Source organism: Streptomyces agglomeratus, from assembly GCF_001746415.1.
Classification (GTDB): Bacteria; Actinomycetota; Actinomycetes; order Streptomycetales; family Streptomycetaceae; genus Streptomyces; species Streptomyces agglomeratus.
Map to the genome: position 1 here is coordinate 6,962,248 of NZ_MEHJ01000001.1, position 17,605 is coordinate 6,979,852.

Below are 17,605 nucleotides of genomic sequence, written 5' to 3' on the forward strand. Positions count from 1 at the left end.
CAGCCAGCATGATGCATAAATATGCGACCGGCCGGAAAGTCATTGACTTCCGGCCGGTCGCTTACGTACGCTCCGCTGTCATGGACCTGATCCAGGAAGTGCTCGATTCGGCGGCTTATTTGGCCGCCGACGAAGCAATCGACCATGAGCATCCGCTGGTGCGGGAGACCGCGGCCCGGCTGCGCTCCCATGCGCCCGACGCATACGCATACGCCGAAGCGGCCTTCGAATTCGTACGCGACACCATCCCGCACTCCCAGGACACGGGCGACACACGCGTCACCTGGCGGGCCTCCGACGTCCTCGCGCGGCGCACCGGGATCTGTTACGCCAAGTCCCACGCGCTCGCCGCGCTGCTGCGCGCCGAGGGCGTGCCGACCGGCCTGTGCTACCAGCGGCTCGCGGACGACGACGGCGCGAATCCCGTGATCCACGGGCTCGTCGCGGTTGGACTTCCCGGGCGCGACGGCTGGCACCGCCAGGACCCGCGGGGCAACAAGCCCGGCGTGGACGCGCGGTTCTCCGTGGACGGGGAGCGGCTGGCGTTCGCGGTACGCCCGGAGTGCGGCGAGGTGGACTACCCGGTGCTGTACGCCGCACCGCATCCGGCCGTCCTCGGCGCCCTGCGCGCGGCTCCGGACCGGCCGTACCTCTGGCGGACGCTCCCCGCCGCACTGTGAGCCGCGTCAGCCGGCTTCGCGCACCTGCGCCGGGGTGGGCGCCGAACCGCCGAGGTGGGCCGGGATCCACCAGGTGTCCTCGGCGTTCTTCGGGCGTACGGGATACGCGCGCTGGGCGGCTTCGAGCAGCTCCTGCACGCGGCCGCGCAGCCGGCGCGTGATGGCGCCCGCGAACTCGTCCGTGGGCGCGTCCATCGGCTCACCGACCCGTATCGTCACCGGGATGTGGTTGCGGCCGAAGTTGCGCGGCCTGCCCTTGGTCCAGATGCGCTGAGTGCCCCACAGGGCCATCGGGATCAGCGGCACGCCGGCCTCCTGGGCCATGCGCGCGGCACCCGACTTGAAGCTCTTGAGCGTGAAGGACTCGGAGATCGTCGCCTCCGGGAACACGCCGATGATCTCGCCCGAGCGCAGCGAGTCGAGGGCGTGTGCGTACGCCGCCTCGCCACGCTTGCGGTCCACGGGGATGTGCTTCATGCCGCGCATCAGCGGTCCGGAGATCTTGTGGCGGAAGACCGAGTCCTTCGCCATGAAACGCACCAGACGCTTCTGCGGCAGCGCGCCGAGTCCCGAGAAGATGAAGTCCAGGTAGCTGATGTGATTGCTCACCAGTACGGCGCCCCCGGTGCGGGGGATGTTCTCAGAACCCTGCGTGTCGATCTTCAGGTCCAGCGCCTTGAACAGCGTGAGTGCGGCACCGATGACCGGTCGATAGACGAGTTCTGCCATGTCAGGGGTGACCCTTCTGTGCCCGGGGAGGGCTCTCCCGGCGAGGTTACGCAGCCGTAGGTTCAGCCGCATTGGGCAGATCGTGCCCCATGAGCGGCCGAGTAGCCAGTCCTGGCGGCGTTCATGCGCGAGATTCTCGTCACGTACGGAAACATGAGGAATCGTCTCTCCTTGGTGAACGCTGGAAACACAGACGCGGGAAGCGGCGGAGATCAGCAGGAGGCGAAGGTGTCAGGGCACGACGGCGGTACGCGACTGAGCGCGGCCGAACTGGGCGCGGAGCCGGGGGAGCGGGCGACACTCGTGCAGTTCTCGAGCGCGTTCTGCCAGCCCTGCCGCGCCACGCGCAGGACGCTCGCGGAAGTGGCGGACATGGTCGAAGGCGTCGCGCACGTGGAGATCGACGCGGAGGCGCGGCTCGATCTCGTACGCGAACTCGGCATCCTCGCCACGCCCACCGTGCTCGTGCTCGACGCGGGCGGCCGGGTCGTGCGGCGCGCCTCCGGGCAGCCGCGCCGGGCCGACGTCATCGCAGCCCTCGGCCGCGCCGTATGACCGGGCCGGCCCAGGTGGCCTCTCCGGACCTGCTGCGCTCGGTGTTCCGGCAGCACGCCGCCGGGGTGGCGGTGATCACCGCGCGGGGCGAACGGCCCGTCGGCTTCACGGCCACCTCGCTCAATTCCGTCGCCGCCGATCCGCCGATGATCTCCTTCGGCGTGGGCACCGGCTCGTCCTGCTGGCCGGTGCTGGCCGAGGCCGGGCACATCGGCGTCCACATACTCCGCGAGGACCAGCGGGACCTGGCGGCCACGTTCGCCCGCAGTGGCGCCGACCGTTTCGCGCCGCCCACCGTGTGGCGTACGGGTCCCGAGGGGGTGCCCCTGCTCGACGGCGTACTGGCGTGGCTGGTGTGCCGTGTGGTGGCGCGCGTGCCGGCGGGGGATCATCGGATCGTGCTCGGTCAGGCCGTCGCCGGAGACCCCGCGGGACACGGCCGGCCGCTGCTGTACCACCAGGGACGCTTCAACGCGCTGAGGGACTGAGAGTTCCCGGGGCCGCCGATTACCGCCGATTACGCAGAGTTGGCAAGGTCACAGTTCAAAGCGCTTGCTTACTGGGAACGCTCTGGATGTACTGACGAGTAATATTCCAGTCGGAGCGGGGTTGGCCCCGACCGGGATCCGCCCCTTCAGGCGCCTATGCTGCCTGCAACGAGGCAGTCAAGAAATAGACGATGCAGTAGGAGAGCCGGCGTGAGCTTGAGGATCGTTGTCTGTGTGAAGTACGTGCCCGACGCCACCGGCGACCGGCACTTCGCCGAGGACCTGACCGTCGACCGCGACGACGTCGACGGCCTGCTGTCGGAGCTCGACGAGTACGCCGTCGAGCAGGCGCTCCAGATCGCCGACGAGGCCGACGACGCGGAGATCACCGTGCTGACCGTCGGTCCCGAGGACGCCAAGGACGCCCTGCGCAAGGCGCTGTCCATGGGTGCCGACAAGGCCGTCCACGTCGAGGACGACGACCTGCACGGCAGCGACGTCATGGGCACCTCGCTGGTGCTCGCGAAGGCCATCGAGAAGACCGGTTACGACCTGGTCATCTGCGGCATGGCGTCGACGGACGGCACCATGGGTGTCCTCCCGGCGATCCTCGCCGAGCGCCTGGGCGTCCCGCAGGTCACGCTGCTCTCCGAGGTCTCCGTCGAGGACGGCACCGTCAAGGGCCGCCGTGACGGCGACGCCGCGAGCGAGCAGCTGGAGGCTTCCCTGCCGGCCGTCGTGTCCGTGACGGACCAGTCGGGCGAGGCTCGCTACCCGTCCTTCAAGGGCATCATGGCCGCCAAGAAGAAGCCGGTGGAGTCCCTGGACCTGGGCGACCTGGAGATCGACGCCGACGAGGTCGGCCTCGAGGGTTCCTGGACCAAGGTCGACTCCGCCACCGAGCGCCCGGCACGCACCGCGGGCACGATCGTCAAGGACGAGGGCGAGGGCGGCAAGCAGCTGGCCGAGTTCCTCGCGGGCCAGAAGTTCATCTAGGTCTCGCGCGCCCCCAACTGCCCCCTTTCTTCTTCGCACTCGCAGGAGAGCATTCCCATGGCTGAAGTTCTCGTCTACGTCGACCACGTGGACGGTGCCGTCCGCAAGCCCACCCTCGAACTGCTGACGCTCGCCCGCCGTATCGGCGAGCCCGTCGCCGTCGCCCTCGGCAACGGCGCGGAGGCCACCGCCGAGACGCTCGCCCAGCACGGCGCCGTCAAGGTCCTCACCGCCGACGCCCCCGAGTTCTCCGACTACCTCGTCGTACCGAAGGTGGACGCGCTCCAGGCCGCGTACGACGCCGTCTCCCCGGTCGCCGTACTCGTCCCGTCCTCGGCCGAGGCCAAGGAGATCGCGGCCCGCCTCGCGGTCCGCATCGGCTCCGGCATCATCACGGACGCCGTCGACCTCGAAGCCGGCGACGAGGGCCCGGTGGCCACGCAGGCCGTGTTCGCCGCCTCGTACACCACCAAGTCCCGTGTCTCCAAGGGCACGCCGGTCATCACCGTCAAGCCGAACTCGGCGCCGGTCGAGGCCGCACCGGCCGCCGGCACCGTCGAGGCGCTCTCCGTCTCCTTCGGTGAGAACGCGACCGGCACCAAGGTCGTGGCGCGCACGCCGCGCGAGTCCACCGGCCGCCCGGAGCTGACCGAGGCCGCGATCGTGGTCTCCGGTGGCCGCGGCGTCAACGGCGCCGAGAACTTCCACGTCATCGAGGAGCTCGCCGACTCGCTCGGCGCCGCTGTCGGCGCCTCGCGCGCCGCCGTGGACGCAGGCTGGTACCCGCACTCCAACCAGGTCGGCCAGACCGGCAAGTCGGTCTCCCCGCAGCTGTACATCGCCTCGGGCATCTCCGGCGCGATCCAGCACCGGGCCGGCATGCAGACGTCGAAGACGATCGTCGCCATCAACAAGGACGCCGAGGCCCCGATCTTCGACCTCGTCGACTATGGCGTCGTCGGCGACCTCTTCGCGGTCGTCCCGCAGCTGACCGAAGAGGTCAAGACCCGCAAGGGCTGACCTGCGAAGCAGTGCTGAGCGGTAACGGACCGGGGCCGCGTGGTGATCTTCACCGCGCGGCCCCGGCTGCTTTCGGGAGACCATTGACGCAGGTCGCGACCGGCCGTTAACTTCGCCATGCGGATTATTGATTCCGTGCAGCGGAAAACTGGAGGGTAGGTCATGGGTCAGCAGGAGAAGGTGGCGACAAGCCTCGCGGGCGCGGTCAGCGAGGGCATCAGCGCCTCCCTCGTACCGGTCGACGAGGAGCTGGCCCGCCGTTACCCGGGAGACCCCGGCACCCGCCAGCCCGTACACACGGTCTACGTACCCGGTGACGTCTTCGCCGCCGACACCGTCCGTTCCTGGGGCGACCGGGCCCTCGCCGCGCTCGACGAGCACGCCCCGGACGCGGCCTCACTCGCCGCCGTCCTCGGCCTCTCCGACGACCTCGCGGGTCCGGTGTACGACCGCGTACGGGCCAAACTGGAGCGCGAGCCCATCGAGGACCTGCGCGTCGACTTCGAGGACGGCTACAGCGGCAGGGACGAGGACGCCGACGCCGCCCGCGCCGCCCGGCTGATCAGCGAGGCGTACGCCAACGGCACGGCGGCCCCGTACATGGGCATCCGCATGAAGTGCATGGAGGCGGCGGTACGCGACCGGGGCATCCGCACCCTCGACATTTTCCTCACCGGCCTGATGGAGTCCGGCGGCCTGCCGGACGGGCTCGTCCTCACGCTGCCCAAGGTCACCTACCCGGAGCAGGTCACCGCGATGGTGCGCCTGGTCGAGGAGTTCGAGAAGGCGCGCGGCCTGGACGCGGGCCGCATCGGCTTCGAGATCCAGATCGAGACCAGCCAGTCCATCCTGGCCGCCGACGGCACCGCCGCCGTGGCCCGGATGATCGGCGCCGCCGAGGGCCGCGCCACTGGCCTCCACTACGGCACGTTCGACTACAGCGCCTGCCTCGGCGTCAGCGCCGCCTACCAGGCCAGCGACCACCCCGCCGCCGACCACGCCAAGGCGATCATGCAGGTCGCCGCCGCGGGCACCGGCGTACGCGTCTCCGACGGCTCCACCAACGTCCTGCCCGTGGGCTCCACCGAGCACGTCCACGAAGCCTGGCGCCTGCACTACGGCCTCACCCGCCGCGCCCTGGCCCGCGCGTACTACCAGGGCTGGGACATGCACCCGGCCCACATCCCCACGCGTTACGCCGCCGTGTTCGCCTTCTACCGCGAGGGCTACGAGCAGGCCGCCGCGCGCCTGGCCGCGTACGTCAACCACGCCGGCGGCGACGTGATGGACGAGCCCGCGACCGCCAAGGCGCTCAGCGGTTACCTGCTGCGCGGCATCGACTGCGGCGCGCTGGACACCGCCGAGGTCGCCCGGCTCACCGGTCTGACCCGCGCCGACCTCGACGGCTTCGCCTCACCGCGCCGCGGAGACCTCACCGCCACCGCCCAGTAGGGTCCGGCGCTGTCACCACTGCCCCGTACTCTGTACCCCGGTCTCAGTCGGACAGCGGAGCACAGGGAACGGGGCAGCGGTGGCTACGGGGGAGAACGAGCGGTTGGCCGGCCGCTACAGAGTGGTCGAGCAGCTCGGCCGGGGCGGCATGGGCGTCGTCTGGCGCGCCGTCGACGAGGTGCTCGGCCGCGAGGTCGCGGTCAAGGAACTGCGGACGTACAACGACTCGTCGGGCCCCGAACTGGAGGGCCTGCGCATCCGGATGCAGCGCGAGGCGCGGGCCGCCGCCCGCGTGCGCCATCCCGGAGTCGTCGCCGTCCACGACGTCACCGAGCACGAGGGCCGCCCGGTCATCGTCATGGAACTCGTCGACGGGCCCTCCCTGGACGACGTACTGAGCGAACGGGGTCTGCTGGACCCGCGCGAAGCCGCGTCCATCGGCGCCCGGGTGCTGGAGGCGCTGGCCGCCGCGCACCGCGCCGGAGTGCTGCACCGCGACGTGAAGCCGGGCAATGTGCTGCTCGAACGCACCAGTGGCCGCGTCGTCCTGACCGACTTCGGGATCGCCGCGATGGACGACCCCGGCGACGGCTCCGCGACGCACCTGACCCGCAGCGGGGAACTGGTCGGCTCCCTCGACTACTTGGCGCCCGAGCGCGCCCAGGGTCAGGAGCCGGGCCCCGCGTCCGACGTCTGGGCGCTCGGCGCGACGCTGTACGCGGCGGTGGAGGGCGGCTCTCCGTTCCGCCGTACGTCGACCTGGTCGACGCTGACCGCGATCGTCGTGGAACCACTGCCGGAGCCGCGCCGTTCCGGGCCGCTCGGGCCCGTACTCCAGCGCCTGATGGCCAAGGACCCGGCGCAGCGCCCCGACGCCGAGGAGGCGGCGAGGATGCTCACCGCCGTCGCCGACGGCCGGGACACGGCGGCGCCGGGCGTCGGCCTCCGGGGCGACGAGGTGCCCCGAGAGGCGACCGTGCGCGACGTACTGCCGCACCGGCCGGAGGGGTTCGGCCCGGCGGGCGCCCCGCAGACCGCACCGCCGGTCCACTCCGTCCGGCCCGTACCGCCGGCTCATGTCACCACGCCTTCGCCCGTCGCCGGCGCGGCACCGGGGCGCAGGCCCGGACGCGGCAGGGCGGCCCTCGTGGCGGCCGGTGTCGCGGCGGTCCTGCTGGCCGGCGGCGGCGTGACGTACGTCCTCACGGAGCGTTCGGAGACGGCGTCCAGCGAGTCGGCGAAGGGAACGGGCGAGAGCGGTTCGCCCCGGGGCCTCGGCAGCATCCCGGTGGGCGGCGAGCCGTCCGCGGCGAAGAAACCGGCCGGAACCGGGGCCGCCGGGCAGGACACCGGCAAGAGCCCGCGCCCGGACGCGAAACCACCGGCGGGCGACGAGGACGGCCGGGGCTCCGACGACGCCGGTGAGCCGGGCGACTCCGGCAAGGATTCCGGCGCCGACGACGACGGTACGTCCGGCTCCTCCGGCGGCTCCGACACCTCGGGCGGGGCGGGCGACCCGGCCGGCGCCACGACCGGCGGGGCCGGAAGCGGCGGGTCGGGTCCCACGCCGACCGGCGGCGGAAGCGGCCCCGGCGATCCCGCGCCGGAGCCCGTCTGCCACAGCATCGGCGGCGGCAAGTACAACTGCACGGTGTGGCAGGGCGCGAAGTCCTACACGGCGTCCGGCGCCGAGGCGGGCCGGCTGAACGCCGGCACCAACTACTTCTACTGCCAGCAGAACCTCGGCCGCCGGGAGACCTCCGGCGAGTGGACGAACGTCTGGTGGGCCAAGACCGACGACGACAGCGGCAACACCAACGTCTTCGTCAGCGACGTCTACATCAAGGGCGGCAAGAACGACGAGCCGGTGCCCGGCCTGCCGGTCTGCTGAGACCCGCCGGCACGGCTTCGCGGTGCGCCGTGAGCGGGCCGTCCGACGGCACGGGCGCCGGGGAACGCCGTGGATGGGACGGGCGACCCGGTGCGCGGGCCCCGGCGTGCGCCCTGGACCGGCTCACGGCGTCTCCGGCCCGGCTCACGGCGTCTCCGGCGTGCGCGCTGGACGGGCTCACGGTGTCCACGGCGGGATCTCGCCCGACCCGCGCGCGATGAGGCGCGTCGGCAGCTCCACGCGAGCGGGCGCGTCGTTCGCGCCGTCGAGGCGGCGGAACAGGCGGTCGGCCGCCGTGCGGCCCAGCAGCGTGGCGTCCTGCGCGACGACGGTGAGGCCGGGCCTGAGCAGGTCCGCGAGCTCGATGTCGTCGAACCCGACCAGGGCGACCGGACGCTCCCGGCCGGCGAGCACGCGAACCGCCGTCACCGTCACCCGGTTGTTGCCCGCGAAGACGGCGGTGACGGGCTCCGGGCCGTCCAGCATCGCGGTGACCGCCTCCGTCACCCGCTCCGGAGCCGTGCTGCCGAGTGACACCCACGCGTCGTCGGCGGGCAGCCCTGCCTCCTCCATCGCGGCGTAATAGCCCCGGAGCCGCTCGTTGGCGGTGTGGATGCGCGGCTGGTCGCCGATGAAGCCGATGCGGCGATGGCCGTGCCCGATCAGGTGCGCGACGCCTTCCCGCGCGCCGCCGAAGCTGTCGGAGAGCACCACGTCCGCGTCGATCTTCCCGGCGGGGCGGTCCACGAAGACGGTGGCGACGCCCGCCGCGATCTCCGGCTCCAGGTAGCGGTGGTCGTCACCGGCCGGGATCACGATCAGTCCGTCGACGCGCCGGGCGCACAGGGCGAGCACCAACTCCTGCTCGCGGGCCGGGTCCTCGGCGCTCGATCCGTTGATGAGCAGGGCGCCGTGGGCGCGGGCCACTTCCTCGACGGCGCGGTTCAGCGGCCCGTAGAACGGGTCCGCGAGGTCCTCCAGGACCAGGCCGATGCTCGCGGTGCGGCCCTTGCGCAGGACACGCGCGCTGTCGTTGCGGCGAAAGCCCAGCGCCTCGATCGCCTCCTGCACGCGCTGCTCGGTGTCGGGCGTGACGCCCGGTTCGCCGTTCACGACACGCGAAACCGTCTTGAGACCCACTCCGGCACGGGCGGCGACGTCCTTCATCGTCGGCCTGTTGCTGTAACGGAGCTCGGGGCGGCTGTCGGTCTCGGCCACAGTGCGATGTCCTGTCCTGGTCGGGTGCGGTCGGCGTTCGAACGTGTGGCGTCGAGCATAGGCCCTGGACAACGTTGTCAACTGAATGGAGACTGGCTCTGACCTGCCACACCCCTGCCCTGTCCCCCGCTCCGTCCCCGCCTCGCCTGGAGATCCGACACCGATGCACACCGACCTCGTCGCCGCTCTCGACATCGGCGGCACCAAGATCGCCGGCGCGCTGGTGGACGGTGACGGCCGCATTCTCCTGCGCGCGCAGCGGCCGACGCCCGCGCGCGAGGACGGCGAGAGCGTGATGCGCGCCGTCGGAGCGGTGCTGGCCCAGCTGACGGCCTCGCCCCTGTGGGAGCGCGCGTCGGCCGTCGGCATCGGCAGCGCGGGACCCGTGGACGCCTCCGCCGGCACGGTCAGTCCGGTCAACGTCCCCGGCTGGCGCGACTTCCCCCTGGTCGAGCGGGTGCGCATGGCCGTGGGCGGCCGGCCGGTCACGCTCGTCGGCGACGGCGTGGCGATGACCGCCGCCGAGCACTGGCAGGGTGCGGCCCGCGGTTACGACAACGCGCTGTGCCTGGTCGTCTCCACCGGCGTCGGCGGCGGCCTGGTCCTGGACGGGCGGCTCCACCGGGGGCCCACGGGCAACGCGGGCCACATCGGTCACATCAGCGTCGACCTCGACGGCGACGTGTGCCCGTGCGGATCGCGCGGCTGTGTGGAGCGCATCGCCAGCGGTCCCAACATCGCCCGCCGGGCACTCGACCGGGGCTGGCGCCCGGGACCGGACGGTGACGTCACCGCGGCCGCCGTGGCGGCGGCCGCCCGCGCCGGAGACCCGGTCGCCGTGGCTTCCTACCGGCGGGCCGCCCAGGCGCTGGCCGCCGGCATCGCCGCCACCGCGACGCTCGTCGAGATCGAGATCGCCGTCGTCGGCGGGGGAGTGGCGGGCGCGGGCGACGTACTCTTCGCGCCGCTGCGCCACGCGCTCGACGAGTACGCCACGCTCTCCTTCGTCCGGCGCCTGAAGGTCTCTCCGGCCCTGACCGGAACCGACGCGGGTCTGGTGGGCGCGGCGGCCGCCGCCCTGCTCGGCGGCAGGCCCGGAGCGTCGGCGTACGTCGGCTGACGGCCCCTGGCAACCGTGACGTGACAGAGGGCCAAGGGCTTGTCCGCCGCGTCGCGCTGTGCGAGCGTGGGCGCGTGAACGGTGATCAAGAGCGGGACGCGGCCCTGTCGCAGGCGGTACGGCTGCGCGAGGAGGGCCGGGCCGCCGAGGCGCGGGTCCGGCTGGTGGCCCTGTCCGAGCGGTACCCGCAGGACGCGGAGATCGCCTACCAGACGGCGTGGGCGCACGACGTACTCGGCCTGGAGCGCGAGGCCGTGCCGTTCTACGAGCGCACCCTCGCTGTCCCCGGCCTGCCCGCCGAAGACCGCCACGGCGTCTTTCTCGGCCTCGGCAGCACCTACCGCGTGCTCGGCCGCTACGAACCGGCTCTGCGCACCCTGCGCCGCGGGCTGGCGGAATTCCCGCGGGACCCGGCCCTGGAGTCCTTCCTGGCCATGGCCCTGTACAACACCGGTGAAGGCCGCGAAGCCGTACGGACCCTGCTCAAGGCCCTCGCGGCCACGAGCGAGGACCCCCGGGTACGGAGCTACCGTCGCGCCATCGAGCAGTACGCCGACGACCTCGACGCCACGGAACAGCCGTAACCACTGCCGTCGGGACGGGAACCGCCGCTTCCGGCGCGGCCGCCTAGCCCCGCCCCTGCGAGCCCGCTTCCGACGCGCGCTGCACCACGACCACCAGGAACGCGTCCTCCTCCAGGTCCATCACGACCTCCGCCGGGCACCCCTCCGCGCGCCGCGCGAGGGCGAACTCCTCGGCCGGCCAGCTGCCCCTGGGGCCGCCGGCCGGGAACCGTTCCAACACCATGCGACTCATGCCGCACCCCGCTCCCATGTCTGCCGAACTCCTGCTCCAGTTGCCCCAACGAGACTCCGCGCGCGTATGTCACGCTCCGGGCGTCCCGTCGGGGAACCCTCTCGAACGGTTCGACGCCACCTGTGCCCCGCACCGTTGCCTCTGGCATGCAACAGCAAGGGCACGGTTGTGTGCCCAAACGGTCGCGGGCACGATGCGGTGACCCCGGGTTTCCGCGGCGCGGTGTCGCGGGCTGGCCACAGGGGGCAACGGAAGAGGGGGAACCGTGATCGTCTGGATCAACGGTGCGTTCAGTGCGGGCAAGACCAGCGCCGCGCGCGAACTGATCGATCTGATCCCGAACAGCACCTTCTACGACCCCGAACTGATCGGCGGGGGACTGCGTTACCTGTTGCCGCAGAAGCGGCTCGCCGAGGTCGGCGACTATCAGGATCTGCCCATCTGGCGCCGTCTGGTGGTGGACACCGCCGCCGCGCTGCTCGCGGAGGTGGGCGGTGTGCTGGTGGTGCCCATGACGCTGCTGCGTCAGGAGTACCGGGACGAGATATTCGGCGGCCTCGCCGCACGTCGCATTCCGGTGTGTCATGTGCTGCTGTCGTGCGAGGAAACGATCCTTCGTGAGCGGATCGCCGCCCGTGAGGATCCGGCGGACGGCCCGGAGGGCAGCGAGCGCGCACGCCAATGGGCGTACGAGCACATCGAGCCCTATCGCGCCGCGCTCTCCTCCTGGCTCGCCGCCGACGCCCATGTCATCGACACCAGCGCGCTGACACCCGCCGGGACGGCCGTACGGATAGCCGACGCCGTACGGACCGGGGCCGCGGGCGGCTGCGAGATCGTGCAGACGCCCGAGCCGACCGCCGAGACCGTCGCGGCGGGTGTGCTGCTCTTCGACGAGGCCGACCGGGTGCTCCTGGTCGATCCCACCTACAAGCCGGGCTGGGAGTTCCCCGGCGGAGTCGTGGAGCGGGGGGAGGCGCCCGCGCGCGCCGGGGTGCGTGAGGTCAAGGAGGAAATAGGGATAGAACTCGCCGAAGTACCGAGGCTGCTGGTCGTCGACTGGGAGCCGCCGCGGCCGCCGGCCTTCGGCGGTCTGCGCCTGATCTTCGACGGCGGCAGGCTCGACAGCGCGGCGGCCGGCCGACTGGTGCTCCCCGGCTCCGAACTGCGCGGCTGGCGTTTCGTCACCGAGGAGGAGGCCGCCGGGCTGCTGCCGGAGAACCGGTACGAGCGGCTGCGCTGGGCACTGCGCGCCCGCGAGAGGTCAGCCGTGCTCAATCTGGAGGCCGGAGTCCCGGTCGGCTGATGCCCGCAGGAGGTCCGCCGTACCGTCCGTCAGCGGGTCGCCGTGGCCGAAGCAGGCGGTGGAGGGAGCGAGCGCCGCCAGGCGGCGGAACGACTCCAGGGCCCGCTCCCGGTCGGTGTTGAAGACACCCAGCATCACCTGGCCGACGCCGGCGACACAGTCACCCGTGAACAGCACACCGTGGTGCGGCAGATGGACGGCCATGCTGCCGTCCGTGTGGCCGGGGGCGTGAACGGCCCGCGCGCCGTCGCCGAAGCCGAGCAGGTCGCCGTCCTCGGCCTCCCGGTCCACCCGGGTGGGCGGGGCCGGCGGCACGGTCAGCCCGTGGGCGTACAACGGGCGTTCCCAGTCCAGCAGTACCGGCTCGGGCACCGGCTGCTCGCCCCGGATCACGGGCGCGTCCAGCCGGTGCGCCACCACCTCGGCGCCGTAGCGTCCGGCCAGTTCTCCGGCGGCGCCGACGTGGTCGCGGTGGCAGTGCGTGAGGACGATCCGGCGGATGTTCTCCGGGCGCAGGCCCAGACTCCGTACCGCCTCCTCGATGCCGGCGGCAGCGTCCTTGTCGCCCGCGTCGATCAGGGTCAGCGCTTCCCCGTCACGCCAGAGGTACGCCTGGCCGACGGGGAAGCGGAACATGTGCAGGCGGCCGGGGATTACGTCGACGAGATCCATGCGGCGAACGTACGGCGGACCGCACGCCCGCCGCACGGATCTACGCTGTCGGCGATGTCCGCCGAGCGCTTAACCCTGCTTCGAGCGCGCGTAGTTGACGAGGAACAGCGCCTCGGCGACGGACAGCCGCTCCAGCTCCTCGGGCGAGACGCTCTCGTTCACCGCGTGGATCTGCGCCTCGGGCTCGCTCAGCCCGATGAGCAGGATCTCGGCCTTCGGGTAGAGCGCGGCGAGCGTGTTGCACAGCGGGATCGAGCCGCCCATGCCGGACGTCTGCATCTCCTCGCCCGGGTAGGCCACACGCATCGCCTCCGCCATCGAGGTGTACGCCGGACTGTTCACGTCCGCCTTGAACGGCTGTCCCTGGCCGACCTGTTCCACCGAGACCCGCGCGCCCCACGGGGTGTGCGCCAGCAGGTGCGCGGTGAGCAGCTCCGTCGCCTCGGTGGCGTCCTGGCCCGGCGGCACGCGCAGGCTGATCTGCGCCCGCGCGCTCGCCTGGAGGGACGGTGTGGCGCCGATGACCGGCGGGCAGTCGATGCCGATGACGGTGACGGCCGGACGCGCCCAGATGCGGTCGGCGACCGTGCCGTCGCCGATCAGACCGACCCCGTCGAGGACCCGGGCGTCCTTGCGGAACTCCTGCTCGGGGTACTCCAGACCGTCCCACGCGGAGTCGGCGGTCAGTCCGTCGACGGTCGTCGAACCGTCCTCGGCGCGCAGCGAGGCCAGCAGCTGGATGAGCGCGGCCAGCGCGTCGGGGGCCGCGCCGCCGAACTGGCCCGAGTGTAGGTTGCCTTCGAGGGTGTCGACCCGCACGCGCAGCATCGTCATGCCGCGCAGCGTCGCGGTGACCGTCGGCAGGCCGACGCGGAAGTTGCCGGTGTCACCGATGACGATCGTGTCGGCGGCGAGCAGGTCCGGGTGCGCCTCGGCGTACTGCTCCAGACCGCCCGTGCCCTGCTCCTCCGAGCCCTCCAGAACGACCTTCACCGAGACGGGTACGCCGCCGTTCTCCCGGAGGGCGCGCAGCGCGAGCAGGTGCATGATGAAGCCGCCCTTGCAGTCCGCGGCGCCGCGCCCGTACCAGCGGCCATCGCGCTCGGTCAGCTCGAACGGCGGCGAGACCCACGCGGACTCGTCCAGCGGCGGCTGCACGTCGTAGTGCGCGTACAGCAGAACGGTCGGGGCGCCCGCCGGGCCGGGCAGGAAGCCGTACACCGACTGGGTGCCGTCAGGAGTGTCGAGCAGCGCGACGTCCTGGAAGCCCTCGGTGCGCAACGTGTCGGCGCACCAGAGCGCGGCCGCCTCGCACTCGCTCCTGGGGAACTGCGCGGGATCCGCCACCGACTGGAAAGCCACCAGCTCGGCCAGCTCCGTTTTCGCGCGGGGCATCAGCGAGGCGATGGCCTCGGCGATCGGGTGGGCGGTCATGGGCACGCTCCTCGTGAGTGCGACGGTGTTGTACGTGTATGTGTTCGTACGGGGTGGCCGACAAGCACCGCCCGATCCTCCCACAGCGTGATCGGCGGCTCTCGCGCCGTAGGATGCGACAGCAGTACGGATCACCGGGCCGATCAGGAGCAGAAGCACATCGTGAGCAGCGAGAACGCAGACGCCGGAAGTGAGCACGAAGAGCCGGTGTGGGACGTGGTCGTGGTCGGTGCCGGTCCCGCCGGGTCGTCGGCGGCATACGCGGCCGCGGTCGCGGGACGGCGCGTACTCCTTCTGGAGAAGGCGGAGCTGCCCCGTTACAAGACCTGTGGCGGCGGCATCATCGGGCCTTCGCGCGACGCGCTCCCGCCCGGTTTCGAACTCCCGTTCAAGGAGCGTGTGCACGCCGTGACGTTCTCGCTCGGCGGGAAGCTGGCGCGGACACGCCGTTCGAAGCAGATGCTCTTCGGGCTCATCAACCGGCCGGAGTTCGACGCCGCGCTGGTCCAGGAGGCGGAGAAGGCCGGCGCCGTGGTCCGTACCGGTGCGACCGTGGCGCGGGTCGAGCAGCACGGCGCGGCCGTGCCCGACCGGCGCACGGTGGCGGTCGTTCTCACGGGCGGCGAGACGGTCCTTGCGCGCGCGGTGGTGGGCGCGGACGGCAGCGCGAGCCGGATCGGGGCCCATGTCGGTGTGAAGCTCGATCAGGTGGATCTCGGCCTGGAGGCCGAGATTCCGGTGCCGCAGACGGTTGCCGAGGACTGGGCGGGACGGGTGCTCATCGACTGGGGGCCTATCCCGGGCAGTTACGGCTGGGTCTTCCCCAAGGGCGAGACGCTGACGGTCGGGGTGATCTCGGCGCGCGGCGACGGCGCGGCCACCAAGCGGTACCTGGAGGACTTCATCGCCCGGCTGGGACTGGCCGGTTTCGAGCCGGACATCTCCTCTGGGCATCTGACGCGCTGCCGCAGCGACGACTCGCCGCTGTCGCGCGGCAGGGTGCTGGTGTGCGGGGACGCGGCGGGGCTGCTGGAGCCGTGGACCCGCGAGGGGATCTCCTTCGCGCTGCGGTCCGGGCGGCTCGCGGGGGAGTGGGCGGTACGGATCGCGGAGGCGCAGGACGCCGTTGACGCGCGCCGCCAGGCGCTGAACTACGCCTTCGCCATCAAGGCGGGACTGGGCGTGGAGATGGGTGTCGGCCGGCGGATGCTCGCGCTGTTCGAGCGGCGGCCGGGGCTGTTGCACGCGGCCATAACCGGATTCCGGCCGGCCTGGAAGATGTTCGCGGGGATCACGCGCGGCTCGACGACGCTGGGCGAGATCGTGCGTACGCGCCCTGTCGTCCAGCGCGCGCTGAGTGCGCTGGACAGGCCGTAGGCGCGGGCGGCGAGAGCGCGTGCGGGCCTGACGGCGGGGGCGCCGACCTCGCGTCCGGCGTGTCCCGGCTCGGACGCCGGCCTGGTGTCTCGGACGCCGGCTGCTGTCAGTTCTTGACAGTGATGCGGAATACGGGGTGGTCGGGGGCCGCGGCCAGGAGCTCCTCGTCGGAGGACTTGGCGGTCACGCCCTTGAAGTACTGGTTGACCTCCCAGCCCCAGCGCTCCAGGTACGTGCGGAGGATCAGCGGTTTCTCGGCGTCGGAGATCTCGACGGCGCTGAAGCCGCGGACCTTGCGGCCGACCTTGAGTTCGCCCTGGCCGGCGGCGCGCATGTTGCGGACCCACTGGGAGTGGCCGCGGGCGGAGACCAGGTACTGGGCGCCGTCGTAGGCGTGCGGGTTGACGGGGATGCGCTGCATCTGACCGCTCTTACGGCCGCGTACGGACATCTCGGCCGAGCCGAGCAGGCTGAAGCCGTGGCGGGCGAGCCAGCCCACGACGTTGTTCAGCCGGACGGCCATGGGGCTGCCCTTCAGGTAGTAGGGCTGGGACGGCTCGGACGGGTGGGACGGCTGGGACTGCGACACGACGGCCTCCGGTGAGCGCTGTTGCGAGAGCACTGCTCTCGCTTTAGAGCAGTGTGTACCGGATCGCCGATCCAAAGCAAGAGCAGTGCTCTCGTTTTTGGCCGGTGCTCTCGGACGTGGCAAAATGCACTCCCATGAGCACCACGCGCGGAGCCAGGGAACGAGCCCGGATCGAAGTGACGGCCGCCATCAAGGAGGAAGCCCGCGGACAGCTCGCCGCCGAGGGCGCGGCGAAGCTCTCGCTGCGCGCCGTCGCCCGCGAGCTGGGCATGGTCTCCTCCGCGCTCTACCGCTACTTCCCCAGCCGCGACGATCTCCTGACCGCCCTGATCGTCGACGCGTACGACGCCGTGGGCGCCGCGGCCGAGACCGCCCTCGACCGGCAGTCCGACCACGCCCCTCACCCCGCCCGCTGGACCGCGGTCTGCCGGGCCGTACGTACCTGGGCGCTCGCGCACCCCCACGAGTACGCGCTCATCTACGGCTCGCCCGTCCCCGGCTACACCGCCCCCATGGCGACCGTCGGCCCCGCTTCCCGCGTCGGGCTGGCCCTCATCTCCATCGCGCGCGACGCCCACCGGAGCAACGGCCTCGCCGTCCCGCCCCTCGCCGAAGCCCTGCGCGCCGAAGCCGGGAGGCTCACCGCCGACGTGGCCCCGGACCTTCCGCCGCCGGTCGTCGTCGCCCTGGTCGCCGCCTGGTCGCAGCTCTTCGGCCTGATCTCGTTCGAGCTCTTCGGCCAGTTCAACCGGATTGTCGAGGACCGCGACGCGTTCTTCGACGAGTCCGTCGAAAATCTGGCCCACGCCGTCGGCCTCATCGGCGGCGGAGGCCGGGCCGGCGGCGCCGTCGCCTTCGCCGCCCCCGGCAGCGGCGACGGATCCTGACGCGGCACCCGCCGGTGCGGCGGGCGCCGTCCCCGAAGGCACCCGCCACCGCCCCGCTCGTTGCGGCGCCCGCCGGAATCCTTACGCTCACCTTCGCGTCGTACGCACCGGCGGTGTCGTCTCCCTCATCCTCAGGAACCTGGGCGTCGGCACGCAGCCGGTGACCCTCGTCGACACGACGCTCCCCGCGCGGTGCTGCTGCCCGTTCGCCATGTGCCTCGTGGGGAGCGCCGACCGTTGTGCACCCGGACCGCTGCGCCGCTTGCACGCCGGTCTGGGCCGCCCGAGGCTCCGGCGTCGGCCGATCCCGGCGGCCGTGTACTCCCCGGGGAGTACGTGGAATCACGCCGCCCGGCTGACGTCCCGGCAGCCGCG

At 72.2% G+C, this 17,605-nt stretch carries 18 protein-coding genes; 12 read left to right on the forward strand and 6 right to left on the reverse strand.

Annotated elements, in window-relative coordinates; all coding sequences use genetic code 11:
* Positions 1-80 precede the first annotated feature (80 nt).
* A complete protein-coding gene (locus tag AS594_RS30450) occupies positions 81-680 on the forward strand; it encodes a transglutaminase-like domain-containing protein (protein WP_069930017.1) in 600 nt (199 codons plus the stop codon).
* A gap of 6 nt (positions 681-686) precedes the next feature.
* Here the strand turns inward: AS594_RS30450 and AS594_RS30455 are convergent, their stop codons facing one another.
* Positions 687-1,409 carry a lysophospholipid acyltransferase family protein gene (locus AS594_RS30455; protein WP_069930018.1) on the reverse strand — a complete coding sequence of 241 codons (723 nt, stop codon included), beginning with the start codon at positions 1,407-1,409 and terminating at the stop codon, positions 687-689.
* Positions 1,410-1,637: 228 nt separating this feature from the next.
* On the opposite strand from AS594_RS30455, the gene AS594_RS30460 reads away from it, so the two are divergent.
* The 6 genes from AS594_RS30460 (at position 1,638) to AS594_RS30485 (ending at position 7,811) form a co-directional block, all read left to right on the forward strand.
* Positions 1,638-1,964, forward strand: coding sequence for a TlpA family protein disulfide reductase (locus tag AS594_RS30460; protein ID WP_069932079.1), 327 nt, complete (start codon positions 1,638-1,640; stop codon positions 1,962-1,964).
* Entirely contained in the window at positions 1,961-2,452 is a 492-nt protein-coding gene (locus AS594_RS30465; RefSeq protein ID WP_069930019.1) for a flavin reductase family protein, read from the forward strand. The genes AS594_RS30460 and AS594_RS30465 overlap by 4 nt, the downstream gene beginning before the upstream one ends.
* 210 nt (positions 2,453-2,662) lie before the next feature.
* Positions 2,663-3,448 (forward strand): electron transfer flavoprotein subunit beta/FixA family protein, encoded by a 786-nt coding sequence (locus AS594_RS30470; protein ID WP_069935554.1) that lies wholly within the window; start codon positions 2,663-2,665, stop codon positions 3,446-3,448.
* Positions 3,449-3,505: 57 nt separating this feature from the next.
* Entirely contained in the window at positions 3,506-4,468 is a 963-nt protein-coding gene (locus AS594_RS30475; protein ID WP_069930021.1) for an electron transfer flavoprotein subunit alpha/FixB family protein, read from the forward strand.
* Between the two features lie 162 nt (positions 4,469-4,630).
* Positions 4,631-5,920 (forward strand): DUF6986 family protein, encoded by a 1,290-nt coding sequence (locus AS594_RS30480; RefSeq protein ID WP_069930022.1) that lies wholly within the window; start codon positions 4,631-4,633, stop codon positions 5,918-5,920.
* Between the two features lie 79 nt (positions 5,921-5,999).
* Complete coding sequence (locus AS594_RS30485; RefSeq protein WP_069935555.1) at positions 6,000-7,811, forward strand: serine/threonine-protein kinase; 1,812 nt, start codon at positions 6,000-6,002, stop codon at positions 7,809-7,811.
* Between the two features lie 177 nt (positions 7,812-7,988).
* Here the strand turns inward: AS594_RS30485 and AS594_RS30490 are convergent, their stop codons facing one another.
* Positions 7,989-8,978, reverse strand: coding sequence for a LacI family DNA-binding transcriptional regulator (locus AS594_RS30490; RefSeq protein WP_176733187.1), 990 nt, complete (start codon positions 8,976-8,978; stop codon positions 7,989-7,991).
* Positions 8,979-9,192: 214 nt separating this feature from the next.
* Between AS594_RS30490 and AS594_RS30495 the strand changes: the two genes are divergently transcribed.
* Together AS594_RS30495 and AS594_RS30500 are read left to right on the forward strand one after the other, a co-directional pair.
* Positions 9,193-10,149 (forward strand): ROK family protein, encoded by a 957-nt coding sequence (locus AS594_RS30495; protein WP_069930025.1) that lies wholly within the window; start codon positions 9,193-9,195, stop codon positions 10,147-10,149.
* Positions 10,150-10,223: 74 nt separating this feature from the next.
* Positions 10,224-10,733 carry a tetratricopeptide repeat protein gene (locus AS594_RS30500; protein WP_069935556.1) on the forward strand — a complete coding sequence of 170 codons (510 nt, stop codon included), beginning with the start codon at positions 10,224-10,226 and terminating at the stop codon, positions 10,731-10,733.
* A gap of 43 nt (positions 10,734-10,776) precedes the next feature.
* Here the strand turns inward: AS594_RS30500 and AS594_RS30505 are convergent, their stop codons facing one another.
* The gene (locus tag AS594_RS30505) at positions 10,777-10,965 is read right to left on the reverse strand and encodes a hypothetical protein (RefSeq protein ID WP_069930888.1); all 189 of its coding nucleotides are present in this window, start codon (positions 10,963-10,965) and stop codon (positions 10,777-10,779) included.
* 265 nt (positions 10,966-11,230) lie between these two features.
* Here AS594_RS30505 and AS594_RS30510 point away from each other — a divergent pair, with 265 nt between their 5' ends.
* On the forward strand, positions 11,231-12,271 hold the full coding sequence (locus AS594_RS30510; RefSeq protein WP_069935557.1) for an NUDIX hydrolase: 1,041 nt from the start codon (positions 11,231-11,233) through the stop codon (positions 12,269-12,271).
* Here the strand turns inward: AS594_RS30510 and AS594_RS30515 are convergent.
* Both AS594_RS30515 and AS594_RS30520 read right to left on the reverse strand, forming a co-directional pair.
* Positions 12,230-12,943, reverse strand: a complete 714-nt coding sequence (locus tag AS594_RS30515; RefSeq protein WP_069930027.1) for an MBL fold metallo-hydrolase — start codon at positions 12,941-12,943, stop codon at positions 12,230-12,232. The two genes, AS594_RS30510 and AS594_RS30515, sit on opposite strands and share 42 nt — an antisense overlap.
* Positions 12,944-13,012: 69 nt before the next feature.
* Entirely contained in the window at positions 13,013-14,377 is a 1,365-nt protein-coding gene (locus AS594_RS30520) for a dipeptidase (RefSeq protein ID WP_069935558.1), read from the reverse strand.
* Between the two features lie 162 nt (positions 14,378-14,539).
* Between AS594_RS30520 and AS594_RS30525 the strand changes: the two genes are divergently transcribed.
* Entirely contained in the window at positions 14,540-15,754 is a 1,215-nt protein-coding gene (locus tag AS594_RS30525) for a geranylgeranyl reductase family protein (protein ID WP_069930029.1), read from the forward strand.
* 106 nt (positions 15,755-15,860) lie between these two features.
* Here the strand turns inward: AS594_RS30525 and AS594_RS30530 are convergent, their stop codons facing one another.
* Positions 15,861-16,277, reverse strand: coding sequence for a nitroreductase family deazaflavin-dependent oxidoreductase (locus AS594_RS30530; RefSeq protein WP_069933779.1), 417 nt, complete (start codon positions 16,275-16,277; stop codon positions 15,861-15,863).
* A gap of 200 nt (positions 16,278-16,477) precedes the next feature.
* On the opposite strand from AS594_RS30530, the gene AS594_RS30535 reads away from it, so the two are divergent.
* Positions 16,478-17,230, forward strand: coding sequence for a TetR/AcrR family transcriptional regulator (locus AS594_RS30535; RefSeq protein ID WP_079148095.1), 753 nt, complete (start codon positions 16,478-16,480; stop codon positions 17,228-17,230).
* Positions 17,231-17,605 lie beyond the last annotated feature (375 nt).